At 58.6% G+C, this 18,507-nt stretch carries 8 protein-coding genes; 3 read left to right on the top strand and 5 right to left on the bottom strand.

Annotated features, from left to right (window positions below; translation table 11 throughout):
• Positions 1-24 precede the first annotated feature (24 nt).
• From EKD05_RS01005 to EKD05_RS00995, 3 genes are all read left to right on the top strand, one after another.
• Positions 25-795 carry a cyclic nucleotide-binding domain-containing protein gene (locus tag EKD05_RS01005; RefSeq protein WP_165360524.1) on the top strand — a complete coding sequence of 257 codons (771 nt, stop codon included), beginning with the start codon at positions 25-27 and terminating at the stop codon, positions 793-795.
• Between the two features lie 207 nt (positions 796-1,002).
• On the top strand, positions 1,003-7,626 hold the full coding sequence (locus EKD05_RS25600; protein WP_165360523.1) for a choice-of-anchor Q domain-containing protein: 6,624 nt from the start codon (positions 1,003-1,005) through the stop codon (positions 7,624-7,626).
• A gap of 12 nt (positions 7,627-7,638) precedes the next feature.
• Positions 7,639-11,349 (top strand): tetratricopeptide repeat protein, encoded by a 3,711-nt coding sequence (locus tag EKD05_RS00995; RefSeq protein WP_129670433.1) that lies wholly within the window; start codon positions 7,639-7,641, stop codon positions 11,347-11,349.
• 129 nt (positions 11,350-11,478) lie between these two features.
• Here EKD05_RS00995 and EKD05_RS00990 read toward each other — a convergent pair whose 3' ends face one another.
• From EKD05_RS00990 to EKD05_RS00970, 5 genes are all read right to left on the bottom strand, one after another.
• Complete coding sequence (locus EKD05_RS00990; RefSeq protein ID WP_129670432.1) at positions 11,479-12,306, bottom strand: alpha/beta fold hydrolase; 828 nt, start codon at positions 12,304-12,306, stop codon at positions 11,479-11,481.
• A 23-nt stretch (positions 12,307-12,329) separates the two neighbouring features.
• On the bottom strand, positions 12,330-13,511 hold the full coding sequence (locus EKD05_RS00985; RefSeq protein WP_129670431.1) for a glycosyltransferase: 1,182 nt from the start codon (positions 13,509-13,511) through the stop codon (positions 12,330-12,332).
• Positions 13,512-13,538: 27 nt separating this feature from the next.
• On the bottom strand, positions 13,539-14,723 hold the full coding sequence (locus EKD05_RS00980; RefSeq protein ID WP_129670430.1) for a glycosyltransferase: 1,185 nt from the start codon (positions 14,721-14,723) through the stop codon (positions 13,539-13,541).
• Positions 14,707-15,123: a DUF3224 domain-containing protein gene (locus tag EKD05_RS00975; RefSeq protein WP_129670429.1), complete on the bottom strand. Its 417-nt coding sequence runs from the start codon at positions 15,121-15,123 to the stop codon at positions 14,707-14,709. Before EKD05_RS00975 ends, EKD05_RS00980 begins: the two co-directional genes overlap by 17 nt.
• 67 nt (positions 15,124-15,190) lie before the next feature.
• The gene (locus EKD05_RS00970) at positions 15,191-18,421 is read right to left on the bottom strand and encodes an O-antigen ligase family protein (RefSeq protein WP_129670428.1); all 3,231 of its coding nucleotides are present in this window, start codon (positions 18,419-18,421) and stop codon (positions 15,191-15,193) included.
• Positions 18,422-18,507: the final 86 nt, after the last annotated feature.

Raw genomic sequence — 18,507 nt, 5'->3', positions numbered from 1 at the left:
AACACACCCGGAGATAAATCAACCTTGGACGCTCTTAGCCAACGGATCAGGTTGTTAGAGGCAGTGCGCTTTTTTGACGGTGCCTATGAGGATGCGCTTCCAACGATAGCAGCGGCGCTAGAGTCGGTGCGCCTTGGCGAAGGTCAATTGCTCTTCCAGAAAGGTGATGTAGGTGACAGCCTCTATGTCATTATTTCGGGAGGGGTGCGGATTCATGATGACGCTCTGATCTTCAATGAACTGGGACCGGGTGAGGTTGTCGGCGAAATGGCGGTGCTCGATGCCGAGCCGCGCAGTGCTTCGGTGACAGCGACGCAAGCCACCGAGTTGCTTTGCCTGCGTCAAGACGTTCTCTATGATTTAATCGAGAATCATAGCGGCGTGGCGCGTGGCATTATCCATGTGCTGACGCGGCATTTGCGAAGTCGGGTGCGTGACGTGATCGAAGACTATGCGTATATCAGCCAGGTACGCATTATTACCGAAGCCGCACAGGCGATCAATGATGGCCGTTATACCCCCGCGAGTCTGGCCCAAGTGGTGCGCCGCGAGGATGCCCTGGGGCAATTGGCGCGCACCTTTCAGCAGATGGCCGACGAAGTCATTGCCCGTGAGCAGAACCTGCGCCGTGAGGTACAGGAATTGCGGATCGAAATTGATCGTACACGCCAGCAAAACCAAGTCGCCGAGATTACCGAGAATGACTATTTTCGGCGCCTGCAGCAACAGGCCAGAGCGATGCGCGCCAGCGTAGGCGAGAATAAGGCCGGGGATAAAGCAACGCCTGAGAGCTAGGCGCAAGCCCGTGTAGGGAAGAGCGAAGGAGCGGGCCTGTGAACCGCGCTCCTCCGACCCTCCTCACACGGGCTTCTTTGGATGACAATCTTGTTATTTTTCGCACAAATAATTCTTTTGTCAGGTTGTGCTTGTACCATATCAATATAATAAGAACTCGATCCACTAGGCGGGTGATCAAAAGGCATATCCCAGGGAGAGCGTAAAATGGCCTTCATTGCACAGCAACAGGCTATGGTGTTGCGGTTCGCTTTGCTTTGTAGTGTCATCCTGGTCGTGCTTGCGGCAAGTTTTGGCAATCTGCAGCAGTCAGCCTATGCTGAGCCTTTAGTGGTCGCATGCGATACGAATGCTTTGCTTGAGGCTGTGGCAGCAGCAACGAATTCGCCAGAAGCGAATACGCTTCAATTGACAGATGCTTGCATCTATCAGTTTGATGTGGAATATATTAGCACAGAAAATGGTTTGAATGGCTTGCCGGTGGTCACTGCTGCTGGTGGGCCATTGATCATTGAAGGCAATGGGGCAACCTTCGAGCGGGGACGCACAAGCGAGGGGGAATTTCGCTTCTTTGAAGTGGCCTCTGGCGCAGACCTCACGTTGCAGGATCTCACACTGGCACATGGTCATGCCGGCCCTGCTGAGGGTGGGGCGATCTTGAACTTTGGCACCCTCACCTTGGCGAATGTGGTGTTACGTGATAACGAGGCCGGGTATAGTTGGGAGGCCGAACGGAATGGGGGGGCGCTCAGCAACTATGGCACGGCAAGTATTCGCCAGAGTGCCCTGATCAATAATATTGCGACGGCTCACGGCGGTGCGATTGCACACGCCTCTGGGTCGTTGGTGATCGAGAATGCAACCATTAGCAGGAACGAGGCCATTGGCTACGAGAGCTATGGAGGTGGCATCTATGCCGTTGAGGGCACGATTACGCTCAACAATGTCACGATCGCTGATAATATTTTATCTGGAGAAATCAGCGCGGGCGGTGGCATTTACGGCAGTTCAGACCGAGCGCTCTTTACGATCAATAATTCGATCATCACTGGTCATACCGGCTTCTTTCGGCCAAACTGCTCAATCGAAGCCTTGAGTCCTGAGAGTGGGACAAATCTTGAAGGCCCCGGCGGCAGTTGTCCTGGGTTTAGCGAGGCAAATCCTGGCCTTCTGCTTGACTCCTCGGGTCTTTTCTACACCCTTGAGCGCACAAGCCCGGCGCGCAATGCTGGCGATGTAGCGACCTGTGCGCCGACCGATCAGCGTGGGGTTGCTCGTGCGTCTGACGGTGCCTGTGATCTTGGAGCAATCGAGTTTGATGACGTGCTTGTTGTGACGAATGCGAACGACAGTGGACCGGGTTCGTTGCGTCAGGCAATTCTCGAGGCTAACGCAACGCCGGAGCATGAAACGATCAGGTTTGATCTGCCGGGAACAGGGGTGCAGACGATTGTGCTTGCCAGCGATCTGCCGCGTATTACCGCACCGATCATCCTGGATGGTCTGAGCCAACCCGGTGCGAGTTGTGCCACGTGGCCGCCAACGCTGGCGATCGAGGTGAGTGGGGCAGGCGGAGCGAGTTTCGGACTCATCCTGGATGCAGCTGCTAGCGGAAGTACCGTACGTGGCATGGTGATCAACCGGTTTGCCGCCGATGGCATCTTTGCTGAGGGTGGCAATCATGTCTTTGCGTGTAATTTTATTGGCACTGATGCCACTGGTTCACTCGATCGGGGCAACGGTCAGATTGGGATCTTCCTCAATGGTTCAGACAACAATCTCATTGGCGGTGCCCTGGCAAGTCAGCGCAACCTGATCGCCGGCAATGACTTCGAGCAGATCCGGGTCGCCGCAGCCAGCAATAATGTCATACAGGGCAATTATCTGGGGACGAATGCGGCAGGTACGGCATCGCTTGGGGCCAATGGGGTGGCGATGCTCGTGACGGGCAGCAACAACCTGATCGGTGGCACGACCGGGGTCACGCCGGGCGGCGCATGCACTGGTGCATGCAATGTGATCGGCGGGTACACGGCGTATGGCATTGATGTGGCAGCGCCGAGCGGCGCTAACAACCGGATCGAGGGCAACCATATCGGCGTCAATGTCACGGGCAATGCGGTTGTGAACACCTTTGGCTCGGGCAACCTCGGCATCTGGCTCAATGGTGGGGCCAATAATAATACGATTGGCGGTCTGGCCAACGGGGCCGGCAATGTCATTGCCGGCCATGGAGAGCAGGCGATCCTGATTGAAGGAGCCACCACAAACGCGAATCGTATCTTTGGCAATCGCATCTACAACAACGGCAGCAGCGTTGTCTTGCGCAATGGGGCGAACAACGATCAACGTGCCCCAACGCTTACCACCGCGATCCCAGACTTTCCGGTAGCAGGAAAGGCGAATATACAAGGGTGGCTGTTGACCGGTACGGGCAATATGACGTACACCGTACAGCTCTTTGGCGGTGAATTTTGTGCTGCCGGGGGCAATGCCGAAGCACGTACCTTGCTCGACACCTTCGAGGTTGTCACCGACGAAGATGGTACCGTGCCAATGACACGTACCCTTGCGGTTGGCATAGGGAGTTTTGTCACAGCAACGGCAACCGATAGTGCTGGCAATAGCTCGGCCCTGGCAACATGCGCCCCCGTTGGGCCTGACAATACCGTCTGGTATCAGGCACTGCCGCTCGGTAGGGCCAATCCGACGGCAAGTCAGCAACTCGCCCTTGCTGAGCAGGTGCGCTGGTACTATGTGGAAGTGGAACCACTCAGCCGCCTGGTAGTGAATCTGACGAACCTGCCGGCAGGCTATGATGTAGCCCTTTTTAATGATCTCAATGCGCGCGCCGAAGAGATCCTTGCCGCTGCGACGAACGATCTCACCACAACGCTTGCGCTTGCCCAGACTCAGATTGACTATACGGCGCTTGAGGCGAGCAACTTTATTACCAATACGCTCGCCCCCGAGCTCTATAGCCCGGAGGCTTTCACCAGCCTGGCTTTTGCCCCAGGTGCCTTTCAGCCGAATCTGTTGGCCGAGGCGGTTGTTTCGCCGTTTAAGGCGTCGCCGTTTAAGGCGTCGCCCTTCAAAGCCTCGCCGTTTAAGGCGTCGCCCTTCAAAGCCTCGCCGTTTAAGGCGTCGCCGTTTAAGGCGTCGCCCTTCAAAGCCTCAGACCTGGCAAGCATTGTGGTTGACAGTGGCCTGCTTGCATATACTGATATTGAAGGAACGCTGCCACGCACGCTGGCGCTCAACACCTTCAATGAGCGCGGGCGCATCTACATTGCCGTCTATGGCCGCAATGGTGCCTATGATCCTGTGCAACCTTTTACCCTCACGGCGGCCACGAACGAGAGCAGCTGTGTGAATGTTGTGCCGCCTGCTGTCGACACCAACGGGTTACCTGCTCAGGCAGGAGCGTATCAGACCCTGGTGCTCACCGATCTGAGCCGACTACCCGGCAGTGCCAGCGAGTTGACCCAGTTGCAAACGCTGCTTGGCACATTTATGGCACGCCCTGAGATTGGCGGTGTCCTGGTTGACGTAGGGTTGGATGCGCGCATTGCGGCAGCGCATGCAACCGCCGATGCGAATATCAGTTGCCCCGAGGCGAAGAATCTCGTAGCGGGCGAGATCAAGGCGCTCATTGAGCGCTATCGTGCCTTGAATCCGAGTCTGCGGTATATCGTGCTGATTGGTGGCGATGACGTCATCCCCTTCTTCCGTTACCCTGATCAAGCGTTGCTTGGCAATGAGAGCGAATTCAAGCCACCGGTAGACAATGACAGCAGCTCTGAGGCAGCCTTGCGGCTTGGTTATATTCTGGGGCAGGATGAGTATGGCGCACGCTTTACCGTCAGTTTCCGCACGACGCGCCTGGCGATCCCGGATCTACCGGTTGGCCGACTGGTCGAAACGGCAAACGAGGCAATGACGATGCTGAATCGGTACCTTGCAACGAATGGCGTTGTGGTTCCGACAAGTTCGTTTGTGAGTGGATACGATTTCCACTTTGAGTCGGCGAGTGCGATTGCCGAGAGCCTGAGCCTGGGCACGAATCAGGCTGCGGCAACCTTGCTCTCGCCGAGCACCGATAGTTACCAGTTGCCGGGAACGTGGACTGCCGATGATCTGCGTAGTGCGTTGAGCAACGGAGACTACGACCTGCTCTATCTAGCGGGTCATTTCAGCGATGGCGCACTCAAGGCTGCTGATTATGCTACCGTGCTACGGACTGCCGATCTTGCCGATCTTGGCGCATCGCGGCTGGCTGGCGCACTGGTGGTCAGCCCGGGATGTCACTCGGGCTACAATACACCCGACGGTGCGGCAATTGCGGGGGCAACTGACCAACCCGATTGGGCGCAGTTCTTTGCACGCCGCGGGACGACCCTGGTTGGCGGGACGGGCTATCAGTATGGTGATACCCAGTTTACCGAGTTTGCCGAAAAGCTCTACACAAACTTCTTTGACCAACTCCGCATTGATCGCGACCCGACGTCACCGCTGGGCGATGAAGTGGCGGTTGGCGAGGCCCTGGTGCTGGCCAAGCAGCGTTACTTGCTTGACGCGGCTGTTATTCGAGGGATTGACAAAAAGACCCTGACGATCAGTGCGATCTTTGGTCTGCCGATGACGCGCATCAATATGCCAGGTGAACGGCTCGGGCCAGAGGCGTTGCCACCGTTGCCCGACAGCTTTACACCCATTGGCCCCCCAGACGAACTCTACCGTGTGCAGGTTGCCGAGGTGACCGTCAGGCCAGACTTGACGGTCGAGACGCTGGACGTGACAACCCTGGGGAGTGGAGCCACGGTGCAGGCAACCTATGTGCGTGGGGCAACACCCGATGATGTCATCGCCCGCCCTGGCGAACCCGTCTTGCCGGTTGTCCAGTATCGTGTTGGGCAAGAGGGGCAGCAATTGCGTGGTGCAATTCTGTTGCGCAGCAGCTACAGCGAGGCGTACGATGTGCTGCCATTGACTGGCGCTCCGGCAACCGAATTGCGTGGTGTGCATATCACCTTCCCCACCGAGGCGTTCTATCCTGAACAGTGGTGGACGATCAATCGGATTGGTGAAGTGATCGGGATCACAGGCGGCGAGCGCACTCGTCTGCAACTAACCCCGGCGCAATTCCTGGCGAATCCCGATCAGATCGAGGGCACGCTGCGCTACTACGATGGTGCAGCGGACTTCCGCCTCTTTTATAGTGATCAGACAGCGGTTGATGCCAACGGGTTCAACCCCGCTCTGGCCGGAGCCCCGGCGATCCCAGTTGTGACCTTTAGCCGTAATGGCGACCGCGTGGATTTCGAAGTTTCGGCCAATGGCGGCGGTGTTCCAATGCGCGAGGTCTGGGTCACCTTTACGGCCGCACGCGGCCCGCTCGCCGGTCAGTGGCAATCAATGCAACTTGGCCCCAGCGAGGCTGATCCGTCGGGCTGGGAGGGCAGTTATCTGCTTGCCGACGGCACCGAGGGCTTCGCCTTCTTTGTGCAGGCGGTGAATGCGGCGGGTCTGACGGCGATGAATACCAACCTGGGCCTCTACTTCCAGGCTGGCGGTTTTGTGAATGGAACCGTCATTGAGCCACCGCCGCCGCCAGTGCCAACGACGCCGGCGAATGCACTGGCAACCAATCTGAGCCTTGAAACACCTGAAGGCGCAACCTTCGGTCAGCCCGCAACCTTTATCGCCCGCCTGAGTGCCAACGGTGCCGTCAACCTGGCCGATCAGCCAATCAGCTTGAGTATTGGCGCCCAGACGGTTACGGTGCCGACAAATAGTGCTGGGGAAGCCACCTTCACCCTCGTCATGTTTAGCACGGGCCAACAGGTTGTCGGCGCGACCTTTGGGGGTAGCCTTGTGCTGCAGCCAGCTCGGATTGAGGCCAGCCTGGATGTGGCGAAGCAGCAGCCAGCGCTAACCGCCGGGGTCGAGCCTGGCGATCCGTCACGGATCACGGCAACACTCACTGATAGCAACGGAGGGATCAGGGGAGCGCGGCTCTACTTGAGTGTTGGTGACCAGGTGATCACGGGGTTGACTGGCCCGACCGGGGTTGCCAATTTTGCCTTGCCACCTCTTGCGCCAGGCGAGTACCCATTTGCCGTCACCTATCTGCTTGTTCCAGGCCCCACCGGTCTTCTCACCGAAAATGAGGCCCGTTATCTGCCTGCGACTGCAACGGGCAGCCTGACAATCCAGGGTAATCCTGGGCTCGATACAACGATCCTCAGTAGCCCAAGCGGAACAATCAGTGACTCGGTCGCAACAATCGACTTTGCAGGTAGTGGGACAGGCGACCTGCGTTTTGAGTGCCGCCTGAGCTACCAAGGTGAACCTGCGAACTTTGCGCCGTGTGTCAGCCCGATCCGTTACCAAGGTCTTGCCAACGGTAGTTACCTCTTTGACGTACGTGCGGTCACGTCTGATGGCCTGGTTGATGAGACTCCGGCGCAACAGACCTGGATTGTCAACCAGAACCTCTACCGTGCGCGGCAGCAGGGAGCACGCGTCTGGATCGAGCGCAACACTCAAGCAGCCGGGCTTGGCGACTACGATGGTGCCGAGAAAGACGGGTGGGCGCTGGTAGGGCGCACGAATGGGGCGCGTGACAATGGTGAATTGTGCGGTTTCTATGTCGAAGACGGTATCCCGTATGCAATTATCTTCAAGCAGGCCCGGAACAAAGCGGATCGGTGCATCCTGGTGACCCCAGTCAGTCTTGCGCCGGTAAAGAAAGGCCAGACACGTTTTGTCAAGCTTCTTGCTGATCCCGTGCCGTGCTCGGCAGCGACGGGATCGCAGATGTTGCCGTAGGAGTCACAACCGATGGAATCGCCCCTCGCCTATATCCCGATGGATCGGCGTCAGGCACTGGCTCATGGTCACACGCTTCGTGAACAGACCAGCGGTACGGCCCTGTTCGCCGATATCTCTGGCTTCACCCCCCTGACCGAATCGCTCGTGCGGGCGCTTGGGCCGCAACGTGGAGCCGAAGAACTACCGCGTCAACTCAACCGGGTCTATGATGCCCTAGTTGCCGAAGTTGACCGGTATGGCGGCTCGGTACTTGGTTTTGCCGGGGATGCCATTACCTGCTGGTTCGACGCCGTCGCTCCGTCCGCATCTGAAGATGGGGCCTCAGATGAAGATTCAGCCCATGCGGCGTATCGAGCGGCAACGTGTGCGCTTGCCTTGCAACAGGCAATGGCGACCTTTGAGGAGCTTGAGGTTGCAGGCGCGGGCAGGTTTCGTCTGGCGATCAAAGTTGGGGTTGCCAGTGGTGTCGTGCGCCGTTTTCTCGTTGGGGACCCATCTATTCAGATCCTCGATGTCCTGGCTGGCGATACGCTCCAGCGCATGGCGGAAGCCGAGCATCTGGCCCAGCAGGGCCAGGTAGTGCTTGACGAAGCAACCGCGCTTGCGCTGGGCGAACTGGCAAGCGTTGGAGGGTGGCACACTGATCCTGCCACTAGCGCACGTTTTGCCGTGTTGCATGGGTTGCGTACGGTTGCGGCACCTGCACCATGGCCAACCTTGCCCGAGACGGCCCTTGACGCAACAGGCTATCGTCAGTGGATGTTGCCACCAATCTTCGAACGCTTGCAGGTCGGGATGGGAGAGTTTCTCACCGAGCTGCGCCCAGTGGTGGCTCTCTTTGTGCGTTTTGGCGGGATCGACTATGACCACGATCCTGATGCCCAGACCAAACTGAACAACTTTATGCTGCAGGCGCAACGGATGCTGCGCACCTACGATGCCTATGTGTTGCAATTGACCATTGGTGATAAAGGTAGTTTTTTCTACGCAGCCTTTGGCGCCCCGGTGGCCCACGAAGATGATCCTGTGCGCGCCGTGATGGCCGCACTTGAACTGCGTGAATGGGAGGTTGGCTATCTCGACCAGTTTCAGATCGGTTTGAGCCAGGGTCGTGCCCGTACGGGCGCATATGGAGGGATCACTCGGCGTACCTATGGTGTACTTGGTGACGAAGTAAATATGGCGGCTCGCTTGATGCAACATGCAACGGTGGGCCAGGTTCTGGTTAGCCATACGCTGCGGCGGGCCACTGGTGACCGCTTTACCTGGGAACCACTCGCCCCCATCATGGTCAAGGGCAAGGCTGAGCCAGTCGCGACCTATCGCCTGATCAGCACTGATCGCGATACGATCCGCCTGCACGAACCACGTTATGTGCTACCGATGGTTGGGCGCGAGACCGAGTTAGCATTTGTGCTGGGCCGTCTTGAACTGGCCCAACGGGGCGATGGTCAGGTGGTTGGCATTGTTGCCGAGGCGGGCCTGGGCAAATCGCGCCTGGTAGCCGAGGTCGTGCGGGCGGCTTCGCGCCAGAATCTGGTGGTCTATGGTGGTGCCTGCCAATCCTATGGCACCAATACGCCCTATCTCGTCTGGCAGAACGTCTGGCGCGCCTTCTTTGGCCTTGATCCACGGGCTACGGTGGCCGAACAGATCAAAAGTCTTGCAACCGAACTCGAGCAACTTGACGCGAATCTTGTATCGCGCTTGCCATTGCTTGGCGCGATTCTCAACATATCTATTCCTGATAACGAATTAACAATTGATTTCGACGCAAAACTGCGCAAAGAATCACTTGAAGCCTTGCTGGTGACATGCCTGCGTGCGCGTGCCAGTCTTTTTCCTCTGATGATTGTGCTTGAAGATTGCCACTGGATGGATGCGCTCTCGCATGATCTGCTGGAAGTGCTGGGCCGTACCCTCGCGACGATGCCCGTTCTCATCCTGATGGCTTATCGTCCGCCACAAAGCGAGCAACGCATCAATAGAGTCATCACGCAGGTGCCCTCTTTCCGCGCAGTGCCTCTCGATAACCTCTTGCCTGACGAAGTCGCTATGCTGGTGCAACTGAAACTCCAGCAATTTTTTGGCACACGTGAAGCAATTCCAGAACATCTGATTGAACAAGTGAATGCGCGGACACAGGGCAACCCTTTTTATGTGGAAGAATTGCTCAACTTTATGCGTGACCAGGGCATCGATCCTCGTGATCCAGGTGTCTTGAGCAGCCTTGAACTCCCTCCAAGCCTGCACAGCCTGATCCTCAGTCGGGTGGATCGGCTCACGGAAAGCCAGCGGAACCTGTTGAAAGTAGCGAGTGTCATTGGTCGTCTCTTCCCTGCGACGATTCTCTGGGGAATGGGTTCTTTTTTGGGTCAGCAAGAGCGGGTGCGCCGTGAACTGGAAAATCTGAGTACCCTCGAATTAACTCCGCTCGATAGCCCTGATCCTGAATTGACTTATCTCTTCAAGCATATTGTGACCCAGGAAGTGACCTACGAGAGCTTGTCTTTTGCAACACGGGCGATGCTTCACGAGCAGATTGGTCACTATCTTGAGCAGCGCAATGCCGGGGAGGAGCAACTGGTTGATCTGCTCGCTTTTCACTATGATCGCAGCGAAAATGTTGACAAACGGCGAGAATATTTATGGCGAGCGGGGGTTGCTGCGCAGTCAATCTATGCGAATGCAGCGACCATTGATTATCTTACGCGGTTGCTGGCGCTTGTTCCCCCCGAAGCCCAGATTGAGCCACTGCTTCGTCTTGGTAAGGTACTCGATCTGGTTGGGCGGTGGGACGAGGCGTATCTGCGCTATGAACTGGCGTTGAACCTGGCGCTGGCCCAGGATCAGCCGCGAGACGCAGCGCTGGCTCGTGCGCTAATTGGCGAACTGTTGCGCAAACAGGGCCGCTTCGCCGAGGCTCAGCCCTGGCTTGACGAAGCGATGATGGCCTTTACGCTGCTCAACGATCAGGCTGGTCTGGCCGAGACGCTGAACTATGCCGGGACAACGGCCATGCATACAGGTGATTATGCCCTTGCCCAAGCGCACTATGAGGCAAGTCTGGCGATCCAGCGTGAACGTGCTGATCTGATTATGCAGGGCAAAGCGTTGAGCAATCTTGGCATTGTGGCCTTCCACCAGGGTGACGTGGATCAGGCCCGCCACTCTTTTGAAGCTAGCCTCGCCGTGCGTCGCAAGGCCGGCAACCCGCTCTGGATCGCCAATTCGCTGGGCAACCTAGGCATGCTTGCCATCGAGATCGGTGACTATAAGGTGGCGCGGGGCTATATTGAAGAGTCGTTGGCCCTTGAGCGGGCAACCGGTGACCGCCACGCGATCGCAATTTCGCTGAACAACCTTGGCAAGGTAGCCACCGCTGAAGGCGACTACGCAACCGCCAGGCTGCTCTATCGCGAAGCTCTGACCATCAATGCGGATCTTGGCGACCGCTGGGCGTTGCCCTATCTGCTTGAAGATGTCGGTGTGCTTGCTGGACTCACCGGGCAACCTGAACGTGCGCTCTACCTCGCTGCTGCTGCGGCGAGCCTGCGTGAGGCGACCGGCTCGCCTCTTTCGCCGCCCGAACAGGCCCAACTCGATGAGGCTCTGGCACCGGCTGGCATGGCGCTTAGCGAAGAGCAACAGGCTGCTGCTTATGCCTACGGCCAGACGCTCACAACCGACGAGGCCGTTGCCGAAGCGCGCCTGGTCTAGGTGCAAGACCTTGCAAACAAGTCGGGTTGTGTGACGCAAAGGCGCAGAGGCGCAAAGGTTTTTGCGTAGGTGAGCTTAACCCTTCGCGTCTTCGCGTCTTCGCGTGAGCTTCTTTGAAAAGTATTGAGTCTAGGGCTGCTCCAGGCAATGTGTAGGCAGGCTTGCGCCTTCAAGGATCGCCCGTAAGACGCTGATCTGCGGCATCGGGTTGGTAACGCTGTCGCGGTGGGCAGTACCAGCCATGCGGTAGACGGTGGCCTGCGGGTAGAGGCTGCACAGCGCGGCTTGTTCATGCGCAGGCAGCATGCGATCCTGGGGTGCTTCGATGATCGCAACGGTGCCAGGCCATGCCTGAAGATCTGCGGGGGTAAAATGATAGTTGTGGTCGTAGTCAGCCAGGGTGTGGAAACGTGCAGCCAGACTGGCGCGTGTTTGCTCGCCAATGACGTTGGCAAAGTGCTGACGCCAGAAGATGATCGCTTCTGTCTGGCCCGGTAAAAAGGCATAGACGGCCAGCCGTAAGCAGCCAAGGATCAACGCGGCTGGCAATTGTTCAGATGCCCTGGCAATGAACTGATCGAGCCACGCCCGCCTTGGCTGTGGCACCCCCGTCTGCGCAAGAATGAGCGTCGCGATACGCTGTGGGTAGCGGCGCACGAGTACCTGGGCAACGCCGCCACTGGCGGAGCCGCCGACGATGCTCGCCGTGGCAACACCATAAGCGTCGAGGAGCGCAACCACCCCGGAGGCAAGTTGGGCAACCTGGTTGAGCCGGGGCGGGTAGCTCAACGCGAGCACATGATAGTCAGATGCAAGTGCGGCAATGTATTGAAATGAAGTTGTTGCCAGGCCAAAGCCGCCCGGTAAGAGCACGACCGTTGGGCCGGTACCAGCTTCGATGACCGTCCACCGTTCGCCCGCCACCATGCGTTGCGTAGGTGGATACGTCGCCAACACGTCCTTATACCTCTCGGCAAGTTTCATTGGTCGCGCCGATGCAAGAGGCGGAGGTTGCCGCCACGTTCGATCTGCATCGTATGCCCGCGCCAGTTGATCTTCCGTGGCGCGAGCATGGCGCTCATGAATTGCGCAGGCAGCAGGATTTGCACCAGGGGCACCATCCAACTCCAGCGCCAGGGTGTTGCGCCGTTGAGGTAGCGCCGATTATGCGTGGCAAAGATCAGGTAGCTCAGGCCCGCATAGGTGAGAAAGAGCCGCAGGCTTCTCTGCCCCGGTCTTCCACCTGACACAGCGAGCGCCACCCACGGCAGAAACGTCGGCAACGCTACCAGGCTGTAGACGAGCACCAGTTCGTGCGGGGCAAGGTGGCGCATCAGCGACTCGCGGGGGAAGATGAGCCAGCGCTGCATCAGGCGCAGATAGTGGCGTGGCCCTGATACGGTGGTGCGGATCGCGTGACGCACCGGAGTTTGTACCAGACGATAGCCGTGTTTCCGCAATCGTTCGGCAATCGCAAAGTCGTCGGCGACAAGTTGTTCCAGACCAGCGAAGCCACCGACAGCCTCAAGCGTGGTGCGCCGCATGGCATAAAACATGCCATTGATCGTCACTGGCTCGTGTAGCAGGCTGAACGGAATGTAGGTCATCAAGCTGCTGCTATTGACAAACGTCGCCACCAGACCTGACCAGAGATTGGCGTAACTGACATAATAGGGCAGGCCAAAGACAAGCCCGGCCCCGGGCTGCGCCAGATAAGGCAGGCAGTTTTCCAGGGCATGGTCAGGCAACATGGTATCGTCGTCGAGCACACAGATGACCGTGCCACGTGCGCGGGCACTTCCAGCGATCAGCTTGGCAAGTTTGGGGTTGTGTTCAGGCGGCGGGGCAGGCAAGGCCACCAGCGTAATTGCCCCCGAGGGATACTGGGCCATCAGGTCAGTGCAGATCTGCCGCGCCGACTCATCATTATCATCAATGAGCCAAATGAATTCACGTTGATAATCAGAGTAGGCGATGAGATTTGCTTCAAGACAAGCTGCCAAGGCTGGATCACCGCTGAGGATCGGCTGCATAATGCTGACGAGCCCCGGATTAGCTGCAGATGGTGGTTGAGCACGACGAAAAAAGCGCTCCACGGCCAGATGTTTCAGCAGTCGCTCGCCATAGAGCAGGATGATCAGCAATCGCCAGAGCCAGCGCATACGGCTTCCTTTGCTTGATCCATAGCGTCATTCTTCGATGATTGCATATGTCCCACCGCGTTGCACCCGTAGGCGTTGCCCACGCCAGACAATGGTGTTGTTGCCGAGGCTGAGCAAGCTGATATAGAGCGGCGTGAGCCAGTTGAGGATCGGGAGCAACAGGGCCTGACGAAGCGGCATCGCCCGGCCCAGATACGCATGTTCGATCAGGGCCTGGGTGGCCGCAACATAGCCCAGACTCGACCCGAGGCTCAGCCACGGCACACGTCGGCGCGTCACCAGGGCGAGCACCAGCAGCAGTGGTGGCAACAAGTTCCCGAGGCTTCCAAAGAGCATTGCGCTGCGCTCACGACGACCCAGGTGCGGCAGCATCGTCTGGCGCGGGATTATCAACCAGCGCCGCATTTGCAAGTGATAGTCGCGCAGACGGGCAAGCCGATTGTCGACATCGTAGACCAGCGGGGTCTGCACGTTACGTAGGCCGTATCTGCGCACCCGTCGCGCAAGCTCGTGGTCATCGTCGATCCGTTTTTGCATGCTTTCTAGACCGCCTATTGCGGTGAAAACCTCACGGCGCAAGGCAAAACAGTGGCCGGTAATCGTGAATGGCTCGACCAGATAGGTTACTGGCACATAACTCAAGAGTGCATTGGTATTGACAAAACCACTCATCAGGCTTTCGGCAAGCGTCTGCCAGCGTGTATAACAGGCCAGCCCAAAGGCGGCCCCGGTAGCGGGCTGCATCACATACGGCACCAGGATGCGCAATGCATCGGGGCGCAACAGAATATCGTCATCAACAAAACAGAGTATCTCGCCATGCGCCTCGGGCAACGCCGTGCGTAGCTTGGCAATCTTCGACGCCATCGTGCTGCCCTGGTCAGGCGCAACCAGCACGATGCGGGCCGACCAGGCGGGGTGCGCTGCTATCACCTCTGCACAGATCGCCTGCGTTGCGACATCGGCACGGTCGCAGATCAAGAGCCACTCGTGCTGTCCAGAATAGGCGAGGGTTGCCCTGGCGATCAATACCGACCGCAGATCGTTGGGCGAACGGGTCATCGGGCAGAGCAAGGTCAGTGACGGCCATTGCGCAGGCACCGGTGGTGGAGGTCGCCGAAAAAAAGCGACGACAGCCAGGATCTTCCAGAGCCGGTCAAGCAGATAGAGCAGACCAAGCCCCAGAGCAACGCGATCAAGGCGGTGTGTCATGGGAGGTTGCTTGAGTAAAGATGAAGTCGTAGGCGTGGACGCCGTCGGCGATCTGCAAATTCATCGTTCCGGTGAGGCCCTCTAGCTCGTCGGTGCCTGAGTCTGGTACGACGCTGATGGTGAGCTGCTGGGCTCCGCGGGTCATCGCGCCGCTGTGCTGGAGGACGAAGCTGCCACGGCGACCGTGGAGCGTGCCAGTGAATCGTTCGATGGCGACATAGCCGGCTGAACCCTCGACCGCGCTGCGGGCGCTGAGCATCTCGCCATAGCTCACGCCAGTGATGTCGCCCTGAAACTCCTTGGCGATAGCGAGACGGCCGAGTAGGCTGTCGGCATTGGGGTCGGCAAGGGGCTGAGGGGTGAGTTGAACCGTGAACGTGCCGTGGGCATGCAGGGTCATCGTGTGCTCCTCACAAAATGGGTGGGATCTATTGGTTGTGTCATAGTAGTACACTTGAGCGATTTTGTCAACGATGAACATACTCTACCCACACCATAAGCCAGAAGGCAAACGCCAGATCCGGCCAGAAATAGAACTGATCAACCATGCCGTGGAGAAGGCCGCCCGCCATTGCGGCGCTGACTCCGGCCACTAGCACGGGGCCGTATGCGCCGGCGTGCCGCGCCGCACCCGTGGTGGCAAGCGTCTGCCAGGCCCCGCGTGCGAAATTGACGAGCAGCCACCCGAAGCCAAGAAGACCGAGCGGCCCCACCCGCAGGGCGAGATCAAGCAACAGATTGTGCGGATGCGCCGTATTGATCTCGTTGGTCGCGGCCAGGGCCGGGTTGATGTAGGCCGGATAGAGGCGGCCAAACTGGTCGAGGCCGATCCCCAGCGGGTGATCACGCCACATTGCCAGCGCCGAAAGCCAGGTCTGCACGCGCACGCCGCTGCTTGCCCCAAATGGGTTGAGTCGTTCGATATCGAGGATGATCACCAGGATCACCCCAACCACGCCGATTCCCGCGACTATCGCGAGGGGCACCAGCACCCGCCGCGTGCGCCACAGTTTTGCTGGTACCAGGGCGAACGCCAGCACAGTACTCGCTGCCAGCATCCCCAGGTACGCTCCGCGCGAAAACGAGACGAACAAGCCACCCAGGGTGAGTAGGGTCAACAGTGCATAGGGCCAGGCTTTGCGTACACCCCCCCCACGAAGCGCCACAAACGTCAACGCCGCCGCCACGGGCCAATAGCGTCCCATTGCGAGGCCCAGATTATTCGGATGCCCATAGAGACTCGCGACGCGCCTCACGCCCTCGACAAAGAAGCTATCATCGCCAAAGCCTGCCTTGGTGCCAAAGAGGGGCACCAGATTGAGCCCACCAAACTGGAGCAAGCCAATCAGTCCGGCGAGCGCCCCACCCGTGAGCCAGGCAAGCACCACTGGGCGCTGATACGCCTGACCAAAGAGTGCCGCGACCCCGACAAAGACCATTGGACCAACAAACATCCAGCGCAATTCGCGCAATGCAGGCCCGCGCTGCTCGGCAATCACGACGCCCCAGAGAGCCGCGAGCCCAACAAGCAGGATCGGCAGCCAGAACGACCAGGTCTGGCGAAGACCGCGCAGGGTACGTATCGCGTTGCCAGGCAAGGCAAGCACCTGCGGCTCGTGCAGCGGTCGTTTGAGCCAGTGCGCCATCACTTCGATCACCAGCCGCATACTCATGGCAAGCAGCGTGATCATCAGCAAGAGTTCGTGCAGTGGCAAGGCAAGGCCACTCTCGCGCAACCCCAAGCGGCTATCAAAGATCAACTTGGGAATAAAGTAGAGCGGCAACGTCAAGGGGACAAAGAGCAGCGCCAACCTGGGCCGCATCATCGCCAGGATCGCGAAGAGCAACAGGCCGATGAGGGTGAGCGGCACCTGGGGCGAAGCTCGGTAGGCGACGATCACCGCAAAAAGCATGGCACTCGCAACAAGCGTGTTGGCCCGCACAAGGTAGGCTAGCCAGCCACCACGGGCGATGATGCGCCCACGCATCTGGTTCACACGCTGGCTCATCAGGAGAAGCACAGGTGGTGCTGCCACCATCGTCGCTGCACCACTGAACGCCATCAGAGCAAGCAAACCCAATGCCCCATAATCCCACCAGAAAGCCCACTGACGCCTCCGTTCAACAATGAAACTCACAGGCGGACGCGGCCCTTGCAACTCAAACACATGCACGGTGTCAGGCAATTCGTCACTGACCAGCAGCGATCGCCCGTCCGACTCATCGTAACGCAACGCAACCGGGTCGCCATTGATTGTCACTGCCACAGGGTTGGCCTGATCAACCACGAGGGCAAGGCGTGTCCCGGCAAATCGCAAGCGCCATCCATCAGCGAGGGGCTCAACGGCGGCGTGGTTCCACGAATGCGCCCCGACGCCGGCAATGGCTGGGGCCATCGCAAAGGCTTGCAGGATCTCAAACGACGGCTGAAGCTGCCAGTCACGGCTCACCAGGGCAAAATAGGGCGTTGGATCAGCGGGATCTGGCTCGGCATAGCCGCCGTAGCGCAGCATCCAGACATTCATCACGCCAATCCAGGGCCACTCGTCACGGGCGCGTTCCATCTGGCCGATCAGATATTCGCCCTTGATGGTTTCACTCACTGGCGGCCCCCAGGTCATCCGGCGCTCGGGCGGAATCGTGTCGGGGGCGCTATTCCAGCCAAACTCGGTGATCCAAATGGGCGTCGCATAATCGCCCTGTCGCTCCATGACCTCGCGCAAGAGCACCACCCGGCTCACGTCGTTGCGCGTATCAATCGGGCGTTGCCAGTTCCAATTGCCCCGCCCGCGCAAAAAGACATATCGGTGCTCATCTGGCGCCTGACCGAGACCATACCCTTGCGCCGCCATCACATCAAAATAGGCTGCACCGCCCGCTCGATAGACCCGGTCGAGGTACTCGAGTTCGGTCATTGGCGCACGAAAATCGAGCCCATCGGTCGGGGCAAGACCGGGGAAGATGACGACGGCATCGGGATTGGCCTCGCGCACGGCAGTAGCCCCGACGCGCAAGAGTTCAACAAAATCCTCGGGACGCGGATCGTGCCAATTCCACTCATTGCGAAGATTTGGTTCATTCCAGATCTGGAAATAGCGTACCACTGGGCTACCGGGGGCGTCATCTACCCCATCACCGTTATACCGCTCGACCACAGCCCGCACAAAAGCCGCATAATCCGCAAGATCGTCGGGAGGGCCGGTCGAATTGCCATCGACCAGCAACCCGGCCTGAAAGACCGGATCAGCCTCGAACTGACTGCGCGCCCATACGGGAGGTCGTTCGAGGCGCCAGATCAATTCCACCCCGGCGTCACGAGCTGCCCTGGCAATATGGTCATATTTGGCCCACGACGAAACCACGCCGACGGCCTCAACATTGCGCCGATCTTCAAAATCGCCGCGCCCATGGATCTCAAGATCGTCCCAGGGTACCTGCATCCGCACAAAACGTGCCCCGAGTTCCGCCGAGAGGGCAAAGGAACGCTGCACCGCCACAGGGTCTGGTTCCAGATGCACATTAAAAAGGTTGACGCCCAGGGTTGGTCCATCAGCCAGTGGGATAGGCTCAGGGTCAGGGGTAAAGACAACGCCACGATTCGCAGCATTATCAGCCCACACAAAGCCAGCAAAACTAGCAAGCAGCAAGCCATTCAGCAGCAGCAATATGACGAGCCTGAAGGAGTGATGAATCTTCATGATGACATATTATAAAACACTCTTGATACGCGGGCTACGCCCCGCGTATCAAGAGTGCTTGGGAGGGCAAGCCTTTCCATGGCGGG

Source organism: Candidatus Chloroploca sp. Khr17 (assembly GCF_004138165.1).
Classification (GTDB): Bacteria; Chloroflexota; Chloroflexia; order Chloroflexales; family Chloroflexaceae; genus Chloroploca.
The sequence above is the reverse complement of the archived record's forward strand: the minus strand, read 5'-3'. Positions and strand labels throughout refer to the sequence as shown.